Origin of the sequence: Phormidium tenue FACHB-1050 (assembly GCF_014696925.1) — a bacterium.
GTDB lineage: Bacteria > Cyanobacteriota > Cyanobacteriia > Pseudanabaenales > Pseudanabaenaceae > Pseudanabaena.
This window is the reverse complement of the sequence record NZ_JACJQY010000030.1, coordinates 38,615-57,133: the sequence shown is the minus strand read 5'-3', so window position 1 is coordinate 57,133 and position 18,519 is coordinate 38,615. Positions and strand designations below refer to the sequence as shown.

Genomic DNA, 18,519 nt, shown 5'->3' with positions numbered 1-18,519 from the left:
GCAGACTAAAAAATAATTTTTCATAACCCGTTTCAACGGGTTTTAGCTTTTAGCCAGCACTTGAGTGCAGGGCTTGAGTGCGAGCTTAGGGGCTAGCTTTGCAATCTTTATAGAGCTGCTTAAACTTTTGCTGTTGAATGCTGTGATCGACTATTGGCAAAGGGTAATCGCGTTTTTTACACTGATGCGGCGGAATGTTACCACTTAAAAGTTCGGCAGTCGTTAAGCCTTGCAGTTCAGGTAACCAGCGCAAAATATACTCACCTTCAGGATCATACTTACGGGCTTGCGAAGCAGGATTGAAGATTCTTAAGGGCTTTGGGTCCATGCCACTAGAGGCACTCCATTGCCAACCACCGTTATTTGCCGCCAGATCGCCATCTAGTAATTTCTGCATAAAATAGCGTTCGCCCCATTGCCAATTAATAATCAAATCTTTGGTTAGAAAACTAGCAACGATCATCCGACAACGGTTATGCATCCAGCCTGTTTGGTTAAGCTGACGCATGGCAGCATCGACAATCGGATAGCCTGTGCGCCCCTCACACCAAGCCACAAATTTTTCCTCATCATCATCCCAAGGAAAATTTCGCATCTGAGGACGATAGGCTCCCGTTTCTAGTTCAGGGAAGTAAAACAGCACATGCTGATAGAATTCGCGCCATGCAAGTTCTTGTTTCCATGTGGTGATCCCCGTGGCTTCCTCTTCACTACGGACAAGCTGCTCAGCCACGATCGCCTTTTCCCAAACCCTTCTAATCCCCACAGTTCCAAACCGCAAATGTGGGCTAAGAGTCGATGTACCCGCATGGGCAGGAAAATCCCGTTCAGTTTGATAGCGCAAGATCCCATTGCCATCACAAAAAGCTTCTAAAAGTTCTATAGCTGCGGCTTCACCAGCTTTTGGCAAAGTAATGTCATTGATAAATTTAAGTTCGCGCAAACTTGGTAAAGAAATTACAGGTAAATTCTCATAACTCGCTAAACCCGTCAATTTCTGAGGTGCATCAAAGGGTTTAGGCTTTAGTTTCGCCTGCCAATTGCGCCAAAAAGGAGTGTAAACCTTATAAGGTTCACCCGCTTGGGTCGCGATCGCATCGGGAGCAATCAAACCAATATCAATAAAACTCTGAACTTTAATTCCTAATTCTTGCAGAGCATTTGTTGCTTCGCGATCGCGTTTAATGGCAAAGGGTTCGACATCTTGATTAAAAAAGACATGACTTGCCTTAACCGCCTTGGCTAATTCACAAATCGAATTAACAGGCTGACCAAGCATGAATAACAAATCACTGCCTAATCGCCGATAGTTAGCTTGCAACTCCCGCAAACAACCCAGCATAAAGTCAACCTTGCTCCCCTCCGTTACTCCATCATCAAGAATATCAGGGTCAAAAATAAACACCCCCAGCACGATCCCCCGATCGCCTACTTGCGCGATCGCCTCACTCAGCGCAGGATTGTCATCAATTCGCAAATCCCGTCGATGCCATACCAAAGCGATCGGGTTTTGGGCGATCGGATTACCCAAATTACTGGCTGTTTTAGGCATAAATATCAATGTCTTTAAAAATATCTAAAAATTTTTCTATATGAGTCAGTTTAGCAAAAGCTTAGTGGAGCTTGGCTTTTGCTAAACTGAGGGAAGCGCAAAACGCTACACGCGCTCAAAATTCATGGTTGGGAAATTAGAGATTAGCCTATTTGAAGATGGCAAATACCTTAACTCCTCTGTTAGTAAAGCTTTCCCATCAGTGCCAGTCATAGAAGGAATTTCTCTATTTTTAGAAAAAAGTAAGGATCTGCCGATGAGTGCATTGCGACGAGAGTTTCGACAATGGCTACAAACATTATCCATAACTAAGCATAATTAAAACCTAGAAAGCTTTCCCGCCCGCGTAGCGGGCGGGAAAGCTTTCTAGGTTTTAATTATGGTGAGCTACTTAATTGCAAAGCATAACCCGTAAAGTTGCGCCCCTTCGGGGCGCAACTTTACGGGTTTTAGTAATTTATTTTGTAAAGTTATCTATAAATCTAAGCTACAAGTAGCGGCGCGAAGCGCCGCTACTTGTAGCTTAGATTTTACGTTTCATAACCATAAAAGTAATGTCATCATATACTTTGTGGGAGCCGATAAATTCACGGACATCTTTAATTACAATTTCTCTAATTTGATCAACAGGTTTTTTATGGACTTCACTGATTAATTGAATTAATCGTTTTAGCCCATAATGTTGTTTACTTTGGTTCTCAGCTTCAGGAATACCATCGGTATATAACAAGACTATATCTCCCAAATCCAAGTGGATTTCTAACTCAAAGATAAATTCAGTAATCTCATTAGTTAAGCCAATTGGAAAACCTAGAGAGTCTGTGTCAATAATTTCTACTTCACCATTTGATCTAATTACAATCACACTTTCGTGCTGCCCACTTAGATAAAGTTTATTATCATGATAATCCATAAGAATTAGACTTAAACTCTTATCGCAATTCATACGTTGCAGATTTTCATAAATAGTTTGATTAACCGTAGATAAAAATTTAACAGAATTCCCTTCTCCATTAATTAGTAAAGTACGGATCGCAGTTTGCACCATGATCATGATTACGCCACTTTCTAAGCCATGTCCTGTAACATCCCCAATCCCAATTTTGATTCGCCCATTGCGCTGTAAAACATCATAATAGTCGCCGCCCACTTCATCCGCAGGCTCCATAAATCCAACTATATCTAATTCTTTGATACTATTTAATTCTTTTGCTCTTGGTAAGATCATCTCTTGTAGCTTGCGAGTAACTGCTAACTCGGAACTCATCCGATAATTTTCTACAGTTAATCGTTGATTTAGAGAATTAATTTCTTGATTAGCTTCTATTAGTTCTTTGGTACGCTCATCAATGATATCTTCTAGATTCTTGTTGACTTGATCCAACTGAGTATAAGCTTTATCTTTGAGAATAACTTGTTCTTGTAGTTTTTCTGATGCTCGATTATTTTCAGCAACTAAGGCTAAGACAGCAATTGTAGTAATTAGCATTACCCCCATAAATAATTGCAAGAATATGAGAGAGTTACTCTCTTGAGAAACCTTATAAAAAACCCCAAATTTATAGGCAGTACTTATAGACGCAGCCATCGCGACTACCATTGTAATTAAGGTTGTAATTTTTGAGCCAAATCGAAAAGCCGACCATAGCAATGGTGGCAATAAAAAATACTCAATTGGTTGATTTTCTATCAGTACTAAATAGAAGGTTATTGCTAGTATTAACAAACATAAGATTAGTTCTTTCTTGTTAAATTTATTGTCAGGATTATCATTAAATTTTATACTTGATTGCTTGTTCCACCATGCACAAATCAAAGGCGCAAATAGTAATACCCCGATCGCATCGCCAACCCACCATCCCCATGTAACACTCCAATAGATATTCCACGGAATTAATCCTACCAAAGCTACTATTAATGATCCCAATAAAGCCTGTAGAACAGTGCCACTGAAAATAGCCGTAATACAAAACAAGACAAAATATTTAACATATCCGAAAAGATCATTTGTCTTGTTAAAATTTAGTACTAAAGTAGTAGATATTAGACTTCCTATTGTAGGTACAATTCCTGCACAAATCGCAAAAAGAAAAGGAACTTTAGAAGTAAGAAAACTATTTAAAGCTGCTCCCAAAAATATTCCTACCCATCGCGATCGCCCCCTTGACAATAAAGCTCCAACCGCAAGCCCAGCAGGGGGCCATACTGGAGAACCTAGCTGAGACTGTGGTAATTTCAAAACTAATGCACTTAATGCAAAATAACCCAATGCAATAATTAAGTTATCAATCCACCAAGCAGTGCTGATTGTTTTTTTAGTCTTTAGCAATAATTTCATTAGGTCACAATGTCAAATTTTTCTGATAGCACCCCCAAATGCTTTTGGGATGTTTGCTGCTCAAAATGTACTGTTTTAAGCACTAGTACTATGTTGATTGGGACTGCGATCTGGTGCAGCTATTCCCTATAATCTCCAAAAGATAAGGAGGTAAATTTTTCATAAAAAATTGAGCTAATGTCAGGAAACCGTAAATATTATGCCCATCAAACATAAATTATCAGTTAATAAATGACCAACAACTCAAAGTTTATGCTTGGATAGGACAGGGGCATTACCCTCAGCCTTAGGGTCAGCAGAACGGCAATAAGACAAAGTAACCATTCAGGAATAATTCTATGCAAACAAATGTTGCTAATCAAACCAGCAATATTACGGTAGAAGACGATCGCACAGGTTTAAGTATCGAAACCCTCAAGCGTGCCTTTGCCGACAACCTGTTCTACATACAAGGCAAACTCTCTATTCTCGCCAACTTCACCGACTATTACATGGCGTTGTCGTACACCACACGCGATCGCCTATTGCAACGTTGGCTGCAAACACTCAAGGTTTACCACGAGCAAGACATCAAGACTGTTTACTACCTGTCAGCCGAGTTTTTGATGGGGCGACATCTTGGTAATAGCTTGATCAACCTTGATCTCTACGAGTCGATCGAACAAGCCGTCAAAGAGTCAGGGCTAGACCTTACCGAAGTACTAGAGCAAGAACCCGATCCCGGACTTGGTAACGGCGGTCTCGGTCGTCTAGCGGCTTGCTTCCTTGACTCCCTTGCCACCTTAGAAATTCCTGCTATGGGCTATGGCATTCGCTACGAATTTGGGATTTTCAATCAATCAATTCAACATGGCTGGCAGGTAGAAATCCCTGACAAATGGTTAAAATGCGGCAACCCTTGGGAAGTCGTGCGCTACGAATCCACTGTCCAAGTTAAATTTGGTGGACATACTGAGGTCTACAACGATGATCGCGGTCGTCCTCATACCCGTTGGATTCCTAGTTTCACCGTTGAAGGTATTCCCCACGACACCCCTGTCCCTGGTTATCAAACTAATACCGTCAATACTCTTCGACTATGGAAAGCCGAAGCAGGCGAAGACTTTAACTTCCAAGCCTTTAACTCTGGCGACTATGATGGCGCAGTAGCTACCAAGATCAAATCAGAGACTATCTCCAAAGTTCTTTACCCCAACGACAACACCCCCCAAGGTCGTCAGTTGCGATTAGAGCAGCAGTTCTTCTTCGTTTCTTGTTCCCTCCAAGACATCATTCGTCGTCACCTCAAAAAATACGGTCGTCTAGATAACCTCGCTGATCATGCTGCGGTTCAGCTGAATGACACCCACCCTGCGATCAGCATTGCCGAAATGATGCGTTTGCTGGTAGATGATCATCAAATGTTCTGGGATGAAGCATGGCGAATTACTCAAAGCACCTTTGCTTACACCAACCATACCCTCATGCCTGAAGCGCTCGAAAAATGGGGAGTTCCCCTATTTGAGAGCTTGTTGCCTCGTCATTTGGAAATCATTTACGAAATCAATCACCGGTTCTTGCAAGATGTGCAAACTTGGTTCCCAGATGATAATGAATTGCTATTACGCCTATCGATCATCGAGGAAGGCGGCGGCAAGAAAGTACGGATGGCAAATCTCGCTACTATTGGCAGTCACGCAGTCAATGGTGTGGCTGCTCTGCATACCGAATTGCTAAAGCAAGATGTCTTAAGAGATTTCTATAAACTTTGGCCAGAGAAATTTAACAACAAAACTAATGGTGTCACCCCACGCCGTTGGGTATTGTTAGCCAATCCTACCTTCTCAGAATTGATTACCGAAAAAATCGGTGGTAGTTGGCTGAAACATCTTGACGAACTTCGCAAACTCGAAACCTTTATTGACGATCCAGAATTTCGCGATCGCTGGCGACAAATCAAGCAAGCCAACAAGCAAAAACTTGCTGATTACATCTTGGCTCACAATAGTGTAGAAGTTGATGTCAACTCGATTTTTGATATTCAAGTGAAGCGCATCCATGAGTACAAGCGTCAACATCTTGACCTCTTGCACATCATTGGACTTTATCTACGGATTAAGCAAAATCCAAATATCAAGATGACTCCCCGCACCTTTATTTTTGGAGGCAAAGCGGCTCCTGGATATTTCATGGCGAAGTTGATCATCAAAGCGATTAATGCTGTCGCCGATGTTGTCAATCGCGATCCTGATGTCCATGGACGGATTAAGGTTGTCTTCCTAGCTAACTTCAGTGCTTCCCTTGGACAACTAATTTATCCAGCTGCTGACCTGTCGGAGCAAATCTCCACCGCAGGTAAAGAAGCTTCGGGTACTGGCAACATGAAGTTCACCATGAACGGCGCGTTGACAATTGGGACTTTAGATGGAGCCAATATTGAAATTCGTGAAGAAGTTGGCGATGATAATTTCTTCCTCTTCGGTCTGACGGCGGCGGAAGTCGAGAAGATGAAGTATGAAGGTTACAATCCTCGTGACTACTACGACAGCAATGAAGAACTTCGCACCGTACTCGATCGCCTAGCGATGGGATATTTCTCTCCTGGTGAGAAGGACTTGTTCAAGCCTTTGGTTGACTCACTCTTACATCATGATGACTATATGTTGTTGGCTGATTATCAAGCCTATTCAGATTGTCAGGCTAAGGTTAGTGATGCTTACCAAGATATCGAACGCTGGACAACGATGAGTATTCTCAACGTCGCTCGTTCTGGAAAGTTCTCTTCTGATCGCACGATCAAAGAATACTGTGATGATATCTGGAATGTGAAACCAGTTAAGGTTGAATTGGAACCCTATGATCCTGCAAGGGCGACTCTCAATGTTGGTGGTTAATTCTAAAATCTAGACAATAATCGTAGGGGCAATTTATGAACAGCCTCTACGATTGCTTTATCCCAATTCCCAAAAGTGCGGCTACACTTTTGGGAATTAAAACCAAACCCAGTAAGGGTTTTCAAAACACAAAATGGCGTAGCCATTTTGTGTTTTGGTATTACTTTTTATAGCGGGTTTCATTTTGCTGTAGGCAAAATAAAACCCGCTATAATTTTAGAAAAAGTATGGGTACAGTTTTGTGAATTAAAAAGTCAAATTCAATGAAAAAGCAGTCTCATTTAGTATCTGGGCAGATTTCTCCAGAAGATTGGGACAACACACCAACTAGTGTCAAGCAACTGGTGGATGCACTTACTGCCAATGTGTCCTTGTTAATCAGTGAAAGCCGTCTGCTCCAATTTTTAGATGCGACACCGATGGGAATAGCTGTCTATGACGCAACAGGACAACTAATTTATATCAATAATATAGGGCGATCGCTACTTGGTACTAATCGCTACGCAGAATCTGAAACTGATCGCCTTGCAGAGTTTTTCCAAATATATCGTTCTGGCTCTGAAGAACCCTATCCGATTGAAGATTTACTCAGTAGTCTCGCCTTGTCAGGAGAAACCATTCAAGTTAGTGATTTAGAAATACATCGTCTTGATCGGGTAGTGCCTTTAGAAGTGACAGCTACACCTATTTGGGATCAGCAGGGACAGGTTATTTATGCGATCGCCACTTTTCAGGATATAAGCGATCGCCTAAATAATGAAGCCAAACGCAATCAAGCTGAGGTAGCCTTACAAGAGAGTGAACTCAAGCTACGCAATCTCACCGATGCGATACCAGGTGCTGTTTACCAATTTCGACTCAGCCCTGAAGGGGAATTCAGTATGCCATTCGTGAGTCAGGGCATTCAAGAATTAGCAGGGATTTCTCCAGAACATGCTATTAACGATATCCAAGTCATTTGGGACTTGATTTTTCCTGAAGACTGGGAATTATTACAGCAATCCATTGCTATTTCAGCTCAGACTTTAGAACCTTGGGATTTTGAATTTCGCATTCAAACTGCTAATGAAAAAATTAAGTGGGTTTTAGGAAAGTCCATTCCTCATCAGGAAGAAAGTGGGGCAATTATTTGGAATGGAATTTTGACAGATATTAGCGATCGTAAACAAGCCTCAGGCTTGTTAGAAAAAAGTGAGCAGAGATTTCGCAATCTATTTGAGTCTACCCCAAAAATCTCAGTCCAAGGTTACAACCGTGAACGTCAAGTAATTTACTGGAATGATGCAAGTGAACATCTTTATGGTTATACCAAGGCCGAGGCAATCGGTCAGCAACTTGAGGATCTGGTTATTCCTCTAGAAATGCGACAAGGTTTAATTGATGCAATTCAAAATTGGCTTATAAATGGGCAACTTATTCCAGCCGATGAACTGAACTTAATTCGTAAAGATGGTTCCAGAGTAACAGTTTATTCTAGTTACTTAATGTTGACTAACACTGAAGGAGAACAGGAACTCTATTGTTTAGATATTGACCTGAGTGAGCAAAAACAAACCGAAGAAAATCTACGGCAAGCTGTTGCCATCAATCAAGCCTTGATCGATGCAATTCCCGATCTCATTTTACGTGTGAGCCGTGATGGTTTCTATGTGGATGCAATTGCCTCTGATGAGATTGAGTTTGCAGTTTCCCCAGCACAAATGCTTGGTAAAAATATATTAGATGTGCTTGATCCAGAAATCTCACAACAGCGAATGTATTATATCGAACAAGCTTTTCAGACTGGAGAAATTCAACTCCATGAATACCAAATTTTGCTCAATGGCGAAATTCATTACGAGGAGGCTCGGATTGTTGTCTGTGGAGACAATGAAGCCACGATCCTGATTCGTGATATTAGCGATCGCAAGAAACTGGAACAGGAGTTAACCTACAGCCACGATCTACGAGAACTACTTTTTAATGAATCCACCGATGCACTGTTCTTACTCGATAGTAAGACTTCGCTCATATTTGACTGTAATCAGCAAGCCATCGAACTATTTGAAGCAGATCATAAAAACCAGTTACTTAACATTGTGGGTGGCAAACTTCACAAGCATACTCTCACCGCAAAGGAAATTGCATGGATTAATCAAGAAGTTAACCAAAAAGGATTTTGCCAGTTAGAGTTGGAATATGTCACTTTCAAAGGACATGAATTTTGGGGAGATCTTTTGCTTAAGAGAATTAATTTTGGAGAACGACATTTTAGTCTGGCTCGCATAGCTAATATTACCATTCGTAAACATGCTGAAATAGAACTACTCAAAGCTAAAGAAGCGGCCGAAGAAGCTACTAGAGCCAAAAGTGCATTTTTGGCTAATATGAGTCATGAAATTCGTACTCCTATGAATGGTGTGTTAGGAATGGTGCAACTGCTGGAAACTACGGAGCTAGATCAAGAACAAGTGAATTTTGTGAAAACAATCAAAGATAGTGGGGACTCGCTCTTAAACATAATTAACGATATTCTCGACTTCTCGAAAATTGAATCGGGAATGTTAGTCATAGAAGAATGGGAATTCAACTTAGAAGAGCTAATTAGTCGGGTTTGCCAACTCTTAAATAGTCAAGCGATCGCTAAGCAAATTAGCCTCCAATATGCGATCTTCCCTGATGTTCCGACTACGGTTTGTAGCGATCGCTTCCGTCTGCGGCAAATTTTGCTAAATCTCATTGGTAACGCCATTAAATTCACTCAAAGCGGTGCGGTGACAGTTTCCATCACTTCATCAAGTACTCCATCAAGCAACAAAAACATACTAAAGTTTGCGATCGCGGATACAGGTATTGGCATTCAGGGCGATCAGATCGACCAATTATTTCAACCATTTACTCAAGCTGATGTCTCCATCAACCGCAAATATGGGGGCACGGGACTGGGCTTAGCTATCAGTAAGCGCCTTGTGGAATTGTTGGGTGGTACGATTTGGGTAGAAAGTTTTGGTCGAATTGGTGGCAATCCAAGCCTAGATTGGAGTTCGGAGTCATCCACCGAATATTCAACCCAAGGTTCAATATTCCATTTTACGATCGCTATCTCAACTTCTGAAATCGAGAAAGATGAGATCGAAAAGATACAAATATCTCCAACCGCCCCTCTTGCGATCACCCCCAAATTAGCGGAAAAATTCCCCTTACAAATTTTATTAGTGGAAGATAACTCATTTAACCAGCTAATTGCCACCACCGTCCTTGAAAGATTAGGTTATCAAATAGATTTAGCGAAAAATGGTGTAGAAGCTTTACAAGCAGTTCAAACTAATGACTATGACTTAATCCTCATGGATATCCAAATGCCTGAAATGGATGGATTAATGGCAACAAAATTGATTCGTCAAAACCCTGAAAATTCTCACCTGCGGATCGTTGCCATGACAGCCAATGTACTGCCCGAAGATCGACAAGCCTGTTTTGATGCGGGTATGGATGATTACATCAGTAAACCTATTGACATCCAAGAAATTATTCAGCTAGTTTCAAGTCTAAAATAATCTATAACTGCGACGCTCTGCGTAACATGAGTTTAGCCAGTACAAACCCAAAACCAGAAGATGAGTTGCGGCGCTTCGCGCCGCAACTCATCTTCTGGTTTTATATCCTAATCAAACCTTGCATTGCTATAGAACTTAAGGTGATCGCCGAAGGGATTGAAACTACACAATAACTATAAGACTTACGCAAAAATTGATTAACCAGTGATAAAGTCTCACTAAGTGAGACTTTATCACTGGTAGAAAAACTTCTCTCAAGTTAATTATGAAAATCGCCTTTTTTAATACCAAATCCTACGATCGCCAATCGTTTAATACGGCGAACAAACAGCACCAACATGAAATAATTTTTTTTGAATGTCATCTCAGTCATGAGACTGTTTCCCTAGCCGCAGGATATTCTGCTGTCTGCATTTTCATTAATGATTACCTTGATGCTGAGATGTTAGAGAAGTTGGCTCAAGGTGGTACAAAATTAATTGCTTTGCGATCGGCGGGATTTAACCATGTGGATTTGGCTGCTGCATCACATTTAGGACTGGCGATTGTGCGTGTTCCCGCTTATTCTCCCTATGCAGTGGCCGAACATGCTGTTGCTTTAATTTTATCGCTCAATCGTAAAGTCCATCGCGCCTATAACCGTGTTAGAGAAGGTAATTTTTCCATTGAAGGATTGCTTGGTTTCGATCTACATGGGGCAACGGTTGGGGTAATTGGGACTGGTCGGATTGGGGCGATTTTTGCCCAGATTATGCGGGGATTTGGTTGTAAATTAATCGGCTATGATGCTTATCAGAATTCTGCTTGCTTAGAAATGGGAATGACCTATGTGCAAATAACCGAACTATTTGCCCAGTCAGATATTATTTCGCTCCATTGTCCACTGACACCTGACTCCCATCATTTGGTTAATGCGGAAGCGATCGCTCAGATGAAAACTGGCACAATGTTAATTAATACTAGTCGGGGTGGTTTGATTGATACTCAAGCCGCGATCGATGGGCTGAAATCAGGTGCAATCGGCTATCTCGGTATTGATGTATACGAGCAAGAAGCAGATTTGTTTTTTGAAGATTTATCCAATGAAGTTATTCAAGATGATACATTTCAACGCTTGTTAACTTTCCCCAATGTGATTGTGACGGGACATCAGGCTTTCTTTACCAGTCATGCTTTAGCTAATATTGCTGAAACCACACTCGCCAATATTACTGAATTTGAGCAAAATGGAAGTTGTCTAAATGAAGTCAAGATCGAACAGGCGATCGCCTCAAAATAAACTACAGCAAAGCAAGTTTTGCTTAGGACATAAAACCCCAGAATCGAGTGGCGGCGCGAAGCGCCGCCACTCGATTCTGAGGTTTTGGTTTGTACTAGCTAACTCTTTTTTTGCTATAGCTGTCGCCATTTAAACCCAAATAGTTTGAGGCGGTGCGAAGCGCCGCCTCAAACTATTTGGGTTTGGATATGGTTAATAGTTACTACTATATACAGCGCGATCGCGTCCTTGATTTTTGGCTAGATATAAACCCTTGTCCGCCGATTCAATGATGCTTCTTGGATGTACACTCCTCTCAGGCATAGCTGTAGATATACCAATACTGACGGAAACTCGATCTTTGACAAAAGAGGCTTCGTGGGGAATACGTAACTCGCCAATAGCATGACAAATTTCTTCAGCAATAAAGGTAGCCCCTTCTTTGAGAGTATTTGGCAAAATCACCGCAAACTCCTCACCACCATAGCGAGCTGCAAGATCGGCAGGACGACGAATACAAGCCTCGATCGCCTTGGCTACTGTCCGCAAGCAATCATCTCCCGCAGGATGTCCATAGCGATCATTATAGCGCTTAAAAAAATCTACATCGCACAATAACACAGATAGTGGTAGATGCTCTCTAGCTAAGCGTTGCCATTCTATTTCTAATCTTTGGTCAAAGGCTCGTCTATTCGCAATCTGGGTCAAACCGTCGATAGTAACTTCGCGGGCTAGGGATAAAGCTCGGTCGTAAAGCAGAGCTTCAATCGTGTCACTATGGGATGTGGTAGTATCCAGAATGATCTCCAGATCATTCATTTCACTAGAAAGTCGATCTAAAAGCAATCTCAAAGCAGTCTCTGTCTGTTGACGATCAATTATTTCCGTTTGCAGACGATGATTAGCTTGTGTTAGTTGTTCTCCTTGCGTAATTTTTGCATCTAAATGCTCTCTTAAAATAATATTCTGAGCTCGCAATAACTGTATTTCTTGCTCCAAACGCTCAACCTTAGCCAAGAAAAGGTGGTCAGTAGTAACTAGTTGGGGGTTTTCAGTTTCCATACTTTTCTAATCGATTGGCTTTAGCAATTCTAGAACAGCTTTAAAAAATTGCCAAATTTACACTATAGCTGTCGCCCAATGTATTAGGACATAAAGCCCAAAAGTGAATGGTGGCGAGTTGCAGGGCTATTAACTTTTGAGCTTGGTCTTTTTCTAAACATGGTTGACGACAGCTATACATAAGTTAATAAACCACTAATAATTTATTAAAACTGTTGTTTTACAACAGTTTTAATAAATTTCAGGCAATCATCAGCTACGAAATAATCGCGAATATTGAGTTTCGTGATTAGCACAAGCTAAACTCGCACCCCAGCCACACCATTCCAATTCGTCGTCTAAACGTTTTAAGGCTAATTGAGAACTACGAAGAATATCAGAACTAAGCCTGAATATGACTTGTTGCCCTGTGGTTTGTCCAAATGGAACCGATCTAACCGCAGCACTAACTAGATTAGATAGCCAACTATAAAGATAGCCAACTGTTGTATTACTAGCATCAATTCCTAAACTTGCAGCCACAATTCCAAAGGCGATCGCATAGTTACAACCTTGCCCTAGAGAATTCTCTTTAGCAGTTGGCAAAAGTTCATTGATCGATTTATTGATCGCTAATTGATCTTCTTGGTGATCTGGGAGTTGCCGCCATAACTTCATTAAAGACTGACCCATTTGCCAACTGGCAAGACGGACTTCTTCAGTTTCTCTAGTGGCAGACAGCCAATTATTCCAGTAGTTTAACGCGGTGATGTTGTCAGACATTAAGGCTTGATGAGCGCGTAGGGCGATCGCGGCTTCGTTAGTCACAAATCCAAAATGCATCTCTCTTTGTAACCAATCACACAGATCTGACTCAGTTTGAATAGTGCCATTGCTGCAAAGATATTCAATTCCTTCAGAATAGCTGTAAGCACCCACTGGCAAAGCTGGGCTAGTGAGCTGCAATAGTCGCAATAATTGATAAGAATCTGGATTAATGATCATGGTGATGATAAGCCCCTGACTCAGGCTGAAAAGGTTGAGTTTCGTGAGTTACGGTCAATCCCATATGTAAAACCATGTCTTCTAAAACTGAATCAGGTAATAGACGCAGATAGGTTTCCGTAATTTCTAATGAAATATGACGATTACCTAGATGATAGGCTGCTCTTAAAAATTCAAGGGGATGCTTAGCCGTGACCGTCACTACCGACTCAGGCTTAGCAACAACAATGGCGATCGCTTGACTATGCTCATCGGCGAGAATGTCCCCTTCTCTAAGTACTGTACCTCTTGGAAGCTGCAAATTAATCTCTTCTCCTTCAACAGTCATAAATCGGTGACGGCTGCGGGTTCTATCTTCAGCAATGAGTGCAAGTGTTAAGAGAGAATTTTGATCAACCAATTGCTTTCCGTCTGTTGATAAATCTGTTCTCGATAAACGTTGTGTAACAATGTGCATTGGCTAAAATTACAGTAAAGTAGAGACGACGCAAAGCGTCGTTTCTACTTTACCCTATATATAAGCAGGATAAATCCCAATGTCACCATTTCGTGTCGGAGTTGCTGGCCCAGTTGGGTCTGGAAAAACTGCCCTTGTTGATTCCCTTTGTAAATCGATGCGATCGCATTTCCAGATTGCCGTTGTCACCAATGACATTTATACGCAAGAAGATGCTCAATTTTTAGTTCGTAGTGAGGCTCTATCCCGCGATCGTATTGTGGGAGTTGAGACGGGTGGTTGCCCTCATACCGCTATTCGCGAAGATGCTTCGATGAATCTGGCGGCGATCGAGCAGTTAGAACTTCGCTTTACCGATTTAGATTTACTATTTGTAGAGAGCGGCGGTGATAATCTCGCTTCTACTTTTAGCCCTGAACTTGTAGATTTAACGCTTTACGTGATTGATGTTGCCGCAGGTGACAAAATCCCTCGCAAAGGTGGTCCTGGAATTACTAAATCTGATTTGTTAGTAATTAATAAGATTGACCTTGCCCCCTATGTTGGTGCAGATCTAGGTGTCATGGATCGTGATGCCCGTAAGATGCGCGGTGAGAAACCCTTTGTATTTAGTAATCTCAAAACCCAAGAAGGATTAGACAAAATTACAGAATTTATTATCAAAAAAATGTAAGTTTAGTGACAAATCAAAACCCAAGAAGTGAGGGGCGGCGCTTCGCGCCGCCCCTCACTTCTTGGGTTTTATGTCCTAATCCCAAAGCACAAACATATGTAGGGAGAACCACACTTAAAAAGTGTGGTTCTCCTGCTCCTCATAGCTTTGCAGCTATTTCATAATAATTCTGTGAACGAAAGCGAAGTACAAAACATCAAATTCTTTATCTACTTCCTAACGTTCATTGTTAACTCATTGTTGTTTTGAAATAGCTCAAGGTGATATTTATGTTAGTACGTTGGCAACCTTTCCAAGAAATGGAAGAAGTACGTCGTCAATTTGATCGCTTATTCCGCGAGTTTGCACCATTAGAGCAAGAAACATCACAAGGTGGATGGGTTCCTGCTAGTGAACTACGCGACGATGGTGACCACTTAACTCTGAGACTCTCACTTCCTGAAATCGAAGCCAAAGATCTCGATATCCAAGTAACCAAGGATTCCCTCTCAATTTCTGGCGAGCGTCATCTTCAACGTAAAGAAGAATCTGAAAAAGGCTACTACTGGAGTGAAATGAGCTATGGCAAATTCCGCCGAGTCTTTGCCTTACCTGTAGCGATCGAAAATGAACAAGTAAAAGCCGAATACACCAATGGCATCCTTACACTGACTTTGCCTAAAGCTAATGAAGTCAAAGCTTTTAAAGTCAACGTTGCTGCTGAGTTACCTGCTTCCTAATTAATGCCAAAGCACAAAATGGCTATGTCATTTTGTGCTTTTAAAGCCCTTAGTGGGGCTGGTTTTTATAGCTATCGCCAAGTTTATGAGGACATAAAACCCAAGAAGAGAATGGCGGCGTGAAGCGCCGCCATTCTCTTCACACAATCGACGGCAGCTATAATTCCCAAGTGCTGTCAGAATGTAATATAGCGGATTGGAGATTAGTCTGGACTAATCTCTAATCTGCTATAACTTTAATATTGAGGTTTTACAAGTTTTGATTACAACTACTCCGTCAAGCTTTGTTGCCTCTGATTTCCCCGCTATTTGCGGAAATGAAGACGTAATTCAACGTGCCGTCCAAGATGATGCACCTGTATTTTTAAACGATAATAATCTGCGCCTTGAAGAGATTCCCGCAGCCTTTGCCTGTGCATTACATATGCACCAACCGACGATTCCCGCAGGTGCAAATGGAGAGCTAATTTGTAACCTGCAAAATATGTTTGAACATCAGGGCGAAGGTGATAACCACAACGCTTCGGTATTTGCATGGTGCTATAGCCGCATGGGAGAATTTATCCCGCAATTAGTGGCGCAAGGCAGCAATCCTCGGATTATGTTGGACTATTCAGGAAATTTGCTCTGGGGATTGCAGCAGATGCAACGCCATGACATTTTGGACAATCTCAAACGCATTACCTGCGATCGCGAATATCAGCCCTATGTGGAATGGCTCGGTACAATGTGGAGTCATGCGGTAATTCCATCGACACCAATTCCTGACATAAAACTACATATTCAAGCATGGCAAAGTCATTTTGCTTCTATTTTTGGCATTGATGCTCTGAAGCGCGTTAAAGGTTTCTCACCACCTGAGATGCATCTTCCCAATCATCCCGATACACTCTATGAATATATAAAGGCTCTCAAAGAATGCGGCTATCGATGGCTAATGGTTCAGGAACATTCCGTAGAAAGTCTTGATGGCTCAGGACTAACTCAAGATCAGAAATATTTGCCTAATCGTTTAGTAGCGATGAATTCCACTGGCGAATCGATTAGTATCACTGCTTTGATTAAAACCCAAGGCTCAGATACGAAACTAGTCGCCCAAATGCAACCTTATCATGAGGCAAAAGGTCGGAGCAGACAGATGCTTGGTAATATTTCTGTACCTTCGCTAGTTACGCAAATTGCCGATGGTGAGAATGGCGGCGTGATGATGAATGAATTCCCTCGAGACTATCCGTTGGTATGGGATCAACTGAAGAATAATGGTCGTGGCAGTTCGGGAGTGGTGGGCTTAAATGGAACAGAGTATCTGGAGATGATTGAGGCGGCTGGAGTCAGTCCCCTTGACTACCCGACGATTCAAGCAGTGCAACAGCACAAGGTTTGGAATAAGCTTGATCAAAGTGGCGATCGCCATAATTTGAGTACAGCCGCCGTTGAGCAAGCAATCACTGAACTTAAAGCAAGTGACCATCAATTCCATATGGATGGCGCTTCATGGACAAATAGCATGAGTTGGGTGCATGGCTATGAAAACGTGTTGGAACCGATGAATAAACTCAGTGCCAAATTCCATGAAAAATATGATGCGCTTGTAGCCCAAGATCCTTCAGTTACTAAGCGATCGGACTATCAGCAGGCTCTACTTTACAATCTTTTAGTCCAAACTAGCTGCTTCCGTTATTGGGGACAGGGAACTTGGACAGACTATGCCCGCGAACTCTATCGACGTGGTGAAGCTTTGTAATTTATCGCGCTTAAGCCCAAACCAAGAAGATTCTTAAAAGTTTTGCTTCGCAAAACTTTTAAGAATCTTCTTGTGGTTCGATTGATCGGTAATTACTGTGAAGTTGTTACTATAGCGATCGCCAGTCTTGTTAGGACATCAAACCCCCAAAAAGCAAGAGGCGGCGTGAAGCGCTGTCTCTTGCTTTTTGGGGGTTTGATTGGTTTTAATACAAGTGACTAAAGCTATAAGTGCCAACTTTAAATTACAAAGCATTATACAATTCTTGAAGCCATCAACTTTCACGACTACCAAGATTATGACTTTGAAATGGTTCAATCTTGCATTTAAGCTTCAAGGATCTGTCGCTCCGATTATTTTACCAAGAGTTCTAATTTTTGCGGGATTTGCCTTCTTCGTGTCTCTGTTTCATTATTACGAGCCACAGATATCGCTCAAAGTTTTTGGTGATTTGACCAATAATGTTGTCTTTAATCTGGTTTTAGGATTGCTTTTGGTGTTTCGGACAAATGCTGCCTACGATCGCTATTGGGAAGGGCGCAAAGCATGGGGGACTTTGGTGGTGAATATTCGCAATTTAGCGAGATTAATGCAGATATCGACTAATTGTAGTGAAGGGGAAAAACTACAAAAAGAAAAATCGATCAAGTTATTAGCGGCTTTTGCGATCGCTACAAAACTTCATCTGCGAAGTGAAGCCATTGAGCAGGATTTGGATGAAATTCTTACTGAAAAGGAAATTATCGAATTACGGAACGCTAAACATGTTCCTCTAGAATTGACTCTTTGGTTAGGGGACTATTTGCAAAAACAAGTCCAAAGCGATCGCATTGACACTAATTATTTTGTAACTATGAATGGGCATCTTAATGCTTTGGTAGAAGGGCTAACCAGTTGTGAACGCATTCTTAAGACCCCTCTCCCACCTGCCTATTGCATCTATTTAAAGCGCTTGATTTTGATTTACTGCCTGGGGTTGCCGTTCCATCTCGTGACTGAGATCGATTGGCTAGCAGCGATCGCGGTAGGGTTAGTGAGTTTTATCTTATTAGGTGTAGAACAAATTGGTAACGAAATCGAAAATCCCTTTGGGCATGATTTTAACGATTTGCCAATTGATGAGATTTGTACAAGTGTCTCCGCAAATGTCGAACAAGCGATCGCTTATTCTCTCAAATAGAAAGAGGGATTTGCGCTTTTTTAACCCAAATAGGACTTACGCAAAAACGCCTTAAAATCCTCATTTTATCGTAGGGGAAATTCATGAATTTCCCCTACTCGGTCTTTTGCGTAAGCCCTACCAAAATGAAAAGTGGCAGCGCT

The 18,519-nt window shown here is 41.6% G+C and carries 14 protein-coding genes; 9 read left to right on the top strand and 5 right to left on the bottom strand.

The window, feature by feature from the left end:
- Positions 1–85: 85 nt before the first annotated feature.
- Positions 86–1,552: a cryptochrome/photolyase family protein gene (locus H6G05_RS16905; RefSeq protein ID WP_190579599.1), complete on the bottom strand. Its 1,467-nt coding sequence runs from the start codon at positions 1,550–1,552 to the stop codon at positions 86–88.
- A 124-nt stretch (positions 1,553–1,676) separates the two neighbouring features.
- Between H6G05_RS16905 and H6G05_RS16900 the strand changes: the two genes are divergently transcribed.
- The gene (locus tag H6G05_RS16900; RefSeq protein ID WP_190579597.1) at positions 1,677–1,874 is read left to right on the top strand and encodes a hypothetical protein; all 198 of its coding nucleotides are present in this window, start codon (positions 1,677–1,679) and stop codon (positions 1,872–1,874) included.
- A gap of 201 nt (positions 1,875–2,075) precedes the next feature.
- Here H6G05_RS16900 and H6G05_RS16895 read toward each other — a convergent pair whose 3' ends face one another.
- On the bottom strand, positions 2,076–3,890 hold the full coding sequence (locus H6G05_RS16895) for a SpoIIE family protein phosphatase (RefSeq protein ID WP_190579595.1): 1,815 nt from the start codon (positions 3,888–3,890) through the stop codon (positions 2,076–2,078).
- 338 nt (positions 3,891–4,228) lie between these two features.
- Here H6G05_RS16895 and H6G05_RS16890 point away from each other — a divergent pair, with 338 nt between their 5' ends.
- From H6G05_RS16890 to H6G05_RS16875, 4 genes are all read left to right on the top strand, one after another.
- Positions 4,229–6,763, top strand: coding sequence for a glycogen/starch/alpha-glucan phosphorylase (locus tag H6G05_RS16890; RefSeq protein WP_190579592.1), 2,535 nt, complete (start codon positions 4,229–4,231; stop codon positions 6,761–6,763).
- Between the two features lie 263 nt (positions 6,764–7,026).
- Positions 7,027–10,299, top strand: a complete 3,273-nt coding sequence (locus tag H6G05_RS16885; protein ID WP_190579590.1) for a PAS domain S-box protein — start codon at positions 7,027–7,029, stop codon at positions 10,297–10,299.
- A 26-nt stretch (positions 10,300–10,325) separates the two neighbouring features.
- Positions 10,326–10,472 (top strand): hypothetical protein, encoded by a 147-nt coding sequence (locus H6G05_RS16880; RefSeq protein ID WP_190579589.1) that lies wholly within the window; start codon positions 10,326–10,328, stop codon positions 10,470–10,472.
- A gap of 92 nt (positions 10,473–10,564) precedes the next feature.
- Entirely contained in the window at positions 10,565–11,578 is a 1,014-nt protein-coding gene (locus H6G05_RS16875; RefSeq protein ID WP_190579587.1) for a 2-hydroxyacid dehydrogenase, read from the top strand.
- Positions 11,579–11,770: 192 nt separating this feature from the next.
- Here the strand turns inward: H6G05_RS16875 and H6G05_RS16870 are convergent, their stop codons facing one another.
- The 3 genes from H6G05_RS16870 to ureE all read right to left on the bottom strand — a co-directional run bounded on the left by H6G05_RS16870 (position 11,771) and on the right by ureE (position 14,060).
- Positions 11,771–12,619 (bottom strand): diguanylate cyclase, encoded by an 849-nt coding sequence (locus tag H6G05_RS16870; RefSeq protein ID WP_190579585.1) that lies wholly within the window; start codon positions 12,617–12,619, stop codon positions 11,771–11,773.
- 252 nt (positions 12,620–12,871) lie between these two features.
- Positions 12,872–13,603 carry an urease accessory protein UreF gene (locus tag H6G05_RS16865; RefSeq protein ID WP_190579583.1) on the bottom strand — a complete coding sequence of 244 codons (732 nt, stop codon included), beginning with the start codon at positions 13,601–13,603 and terminating at the stop codon, positions 12,872–12,874.
- Entirely contained in the window at positions 13,593–14,060 is a 468-nt protein-coding gene (gene ureE, locus H6G05_RS16860; protein WP_190579581.1) for an urease accessory protein UreE, read from the bottom strand. The genes H6G05_RS16865 and ureE overlap by 11 nt, the downstream gene beginning before the upstream one ends.
- A gap of 79 nt (positions 14,061–14,139) precedes the next feature.
- Between ureE and ureG the strand changes: the two genes are divergently transcribed.
- The 4 genes from ureG to H6G05_RS16840 all read left to right on the top strand — a co-directional run bounded on the left by ureG (position 14,140) and on the right by H6G05_RS16840 (position 18,376).
- A complete protein-coding gene (gene ureG, locus H6G05_RS16855) occupies positions 14,140–14,733 on the top strand; it encodes an urease accessory protein UreG (RefSeq protein WP_190579579.1) in 594 nt (197 codons plus the stop codon).
- A gap of 269 nt (positions 14,734–15,002) precedes the next feature.
- Positions 15,003–15,452 (top strand): Hsp20/alpha crystallin family protein, encoded by a 450-nt coding sequence (locus H6G05_RS16850; protein WP_190579577.1) that lies wholly within the window; start codon positions 15,003–15,005, stop codon positions 15,450–15,452.
- Between the two features lie 262 nt (positions 15,453–15,714).
- Positions 15,715–17,196: a glycosyl hydrolase family 57 gene (locus tag H6G05_RS16845; RefSeq protein ID WP_408962481.1), complete on the top strand. Its 1,482-nt coding sequence runs from the start codon at positions 15,715–15,717 to the stop codon at positions 17,194–17,196.
- A 298-nt stretch (positions 17,197–17,494) separates the two neighbouring features.
- A complete protein-coding gene (locus tag H6G05_RS16840) occupies positions 17,495–18,376 on the top strand; it encodes a bestrophin family protein (protein ID WP_190579573.1) in 882 nt (293 codons plus the stop codon).
- The last annotated feature ends 143 nt before the right edge of the window (positions 18,377–18,519 follow it).

Bases quoted from the DNA above. Each gene is read 5' to 3' on its own strand.
- H6G05_RS16880 (WP_190579589.1), top strand. From the start codon at position 10,326: ATGAGTTTAGCCAGTACAAACCCAAAACCAGAAGATGAGTTGCGGCGC.
- H6G05_RS16900 (WP_190579597.1), top strand. From the start codon at position 1,677: ATGGTTGGGAAATTAGAGATTAGCCTATTTGAAGATGGCAAATACCTT.
- ureG (WP_190579579.1), top strand. From the start codon at position 14,140: ATGTCACCATTTCGTGTCGGAGTTGCTGGCCCAGTTGGGTCTGGAAAA.
- ureE (WP_190579581.1), bottom strand. From the start codon at position 14,060: ATGCACATTGTTACACAACGTTTATCGAGAACAGATTTATCAACAGAC.
- H6G05_RS16905 (WP_190579599.1), bottom strand. From the start codon at position 1,552: ATGCCTAAAACAGCCAGTAATTTGGGTAATCCGATCGCCCAAAACCCG.
- H6G05_RS16890 (WP_190579592.1), top strand. From the start codon at position 4,229: ATGCAAACAAATGTTGCTAATCAAACCAGCAATATTACGGTAGAAGAC.
- H6G05_RS16850 (WP_190579577.1), top strand. From the start codon at position 15,003: ATGTTAGTACGTTGGCAACCTTTCCAAGAAATGGAAGAAGTACGTCGT.
- H6G05_RS16865 (WP_190579583.1), bottom strand. From the start codon at position 13,603: ATGATCATTAATCCAGATTCTTATCAATTATTGCGACTATTGCAGCTC.
- H6G05_RS16885 (WP_190579590.1), top strand. From the start codon at position 7,027: ATGAAAAAGCAGTCTCATTTAGTATCTGGGCAGATTTCTCCAGAAGAT.
- H6G05_RS16895 (WP_190579595.1), bottom strand. From the start codon at position 3,890: ATGAAATTATTGCTAAAGACTAAAAAAACAATCAGCACTGCTTGGTGG.
- H6G05_RS16875 (WP_190579587.1), top strand. From the start codon at position 10,565: ATGAAAATCGCCTTTTTTAATACCAAATCCTACGATCGCCAATCGTTT.
- H6G05_RS16870 (WP_190579585.1), bottom strand. From the start codon at position 12,619: ATGGAAACTGAAAACCCCCAACTAGTTACTACTGACCACCTTTTCTTG.
- H6G05_RS16840 (WP_190579573.1), top strand. From the start codon at position 17,495: ATGACTTTGAAATGGTTCAATCTTGCATTTAAGCTTCAAGGATCTGTC.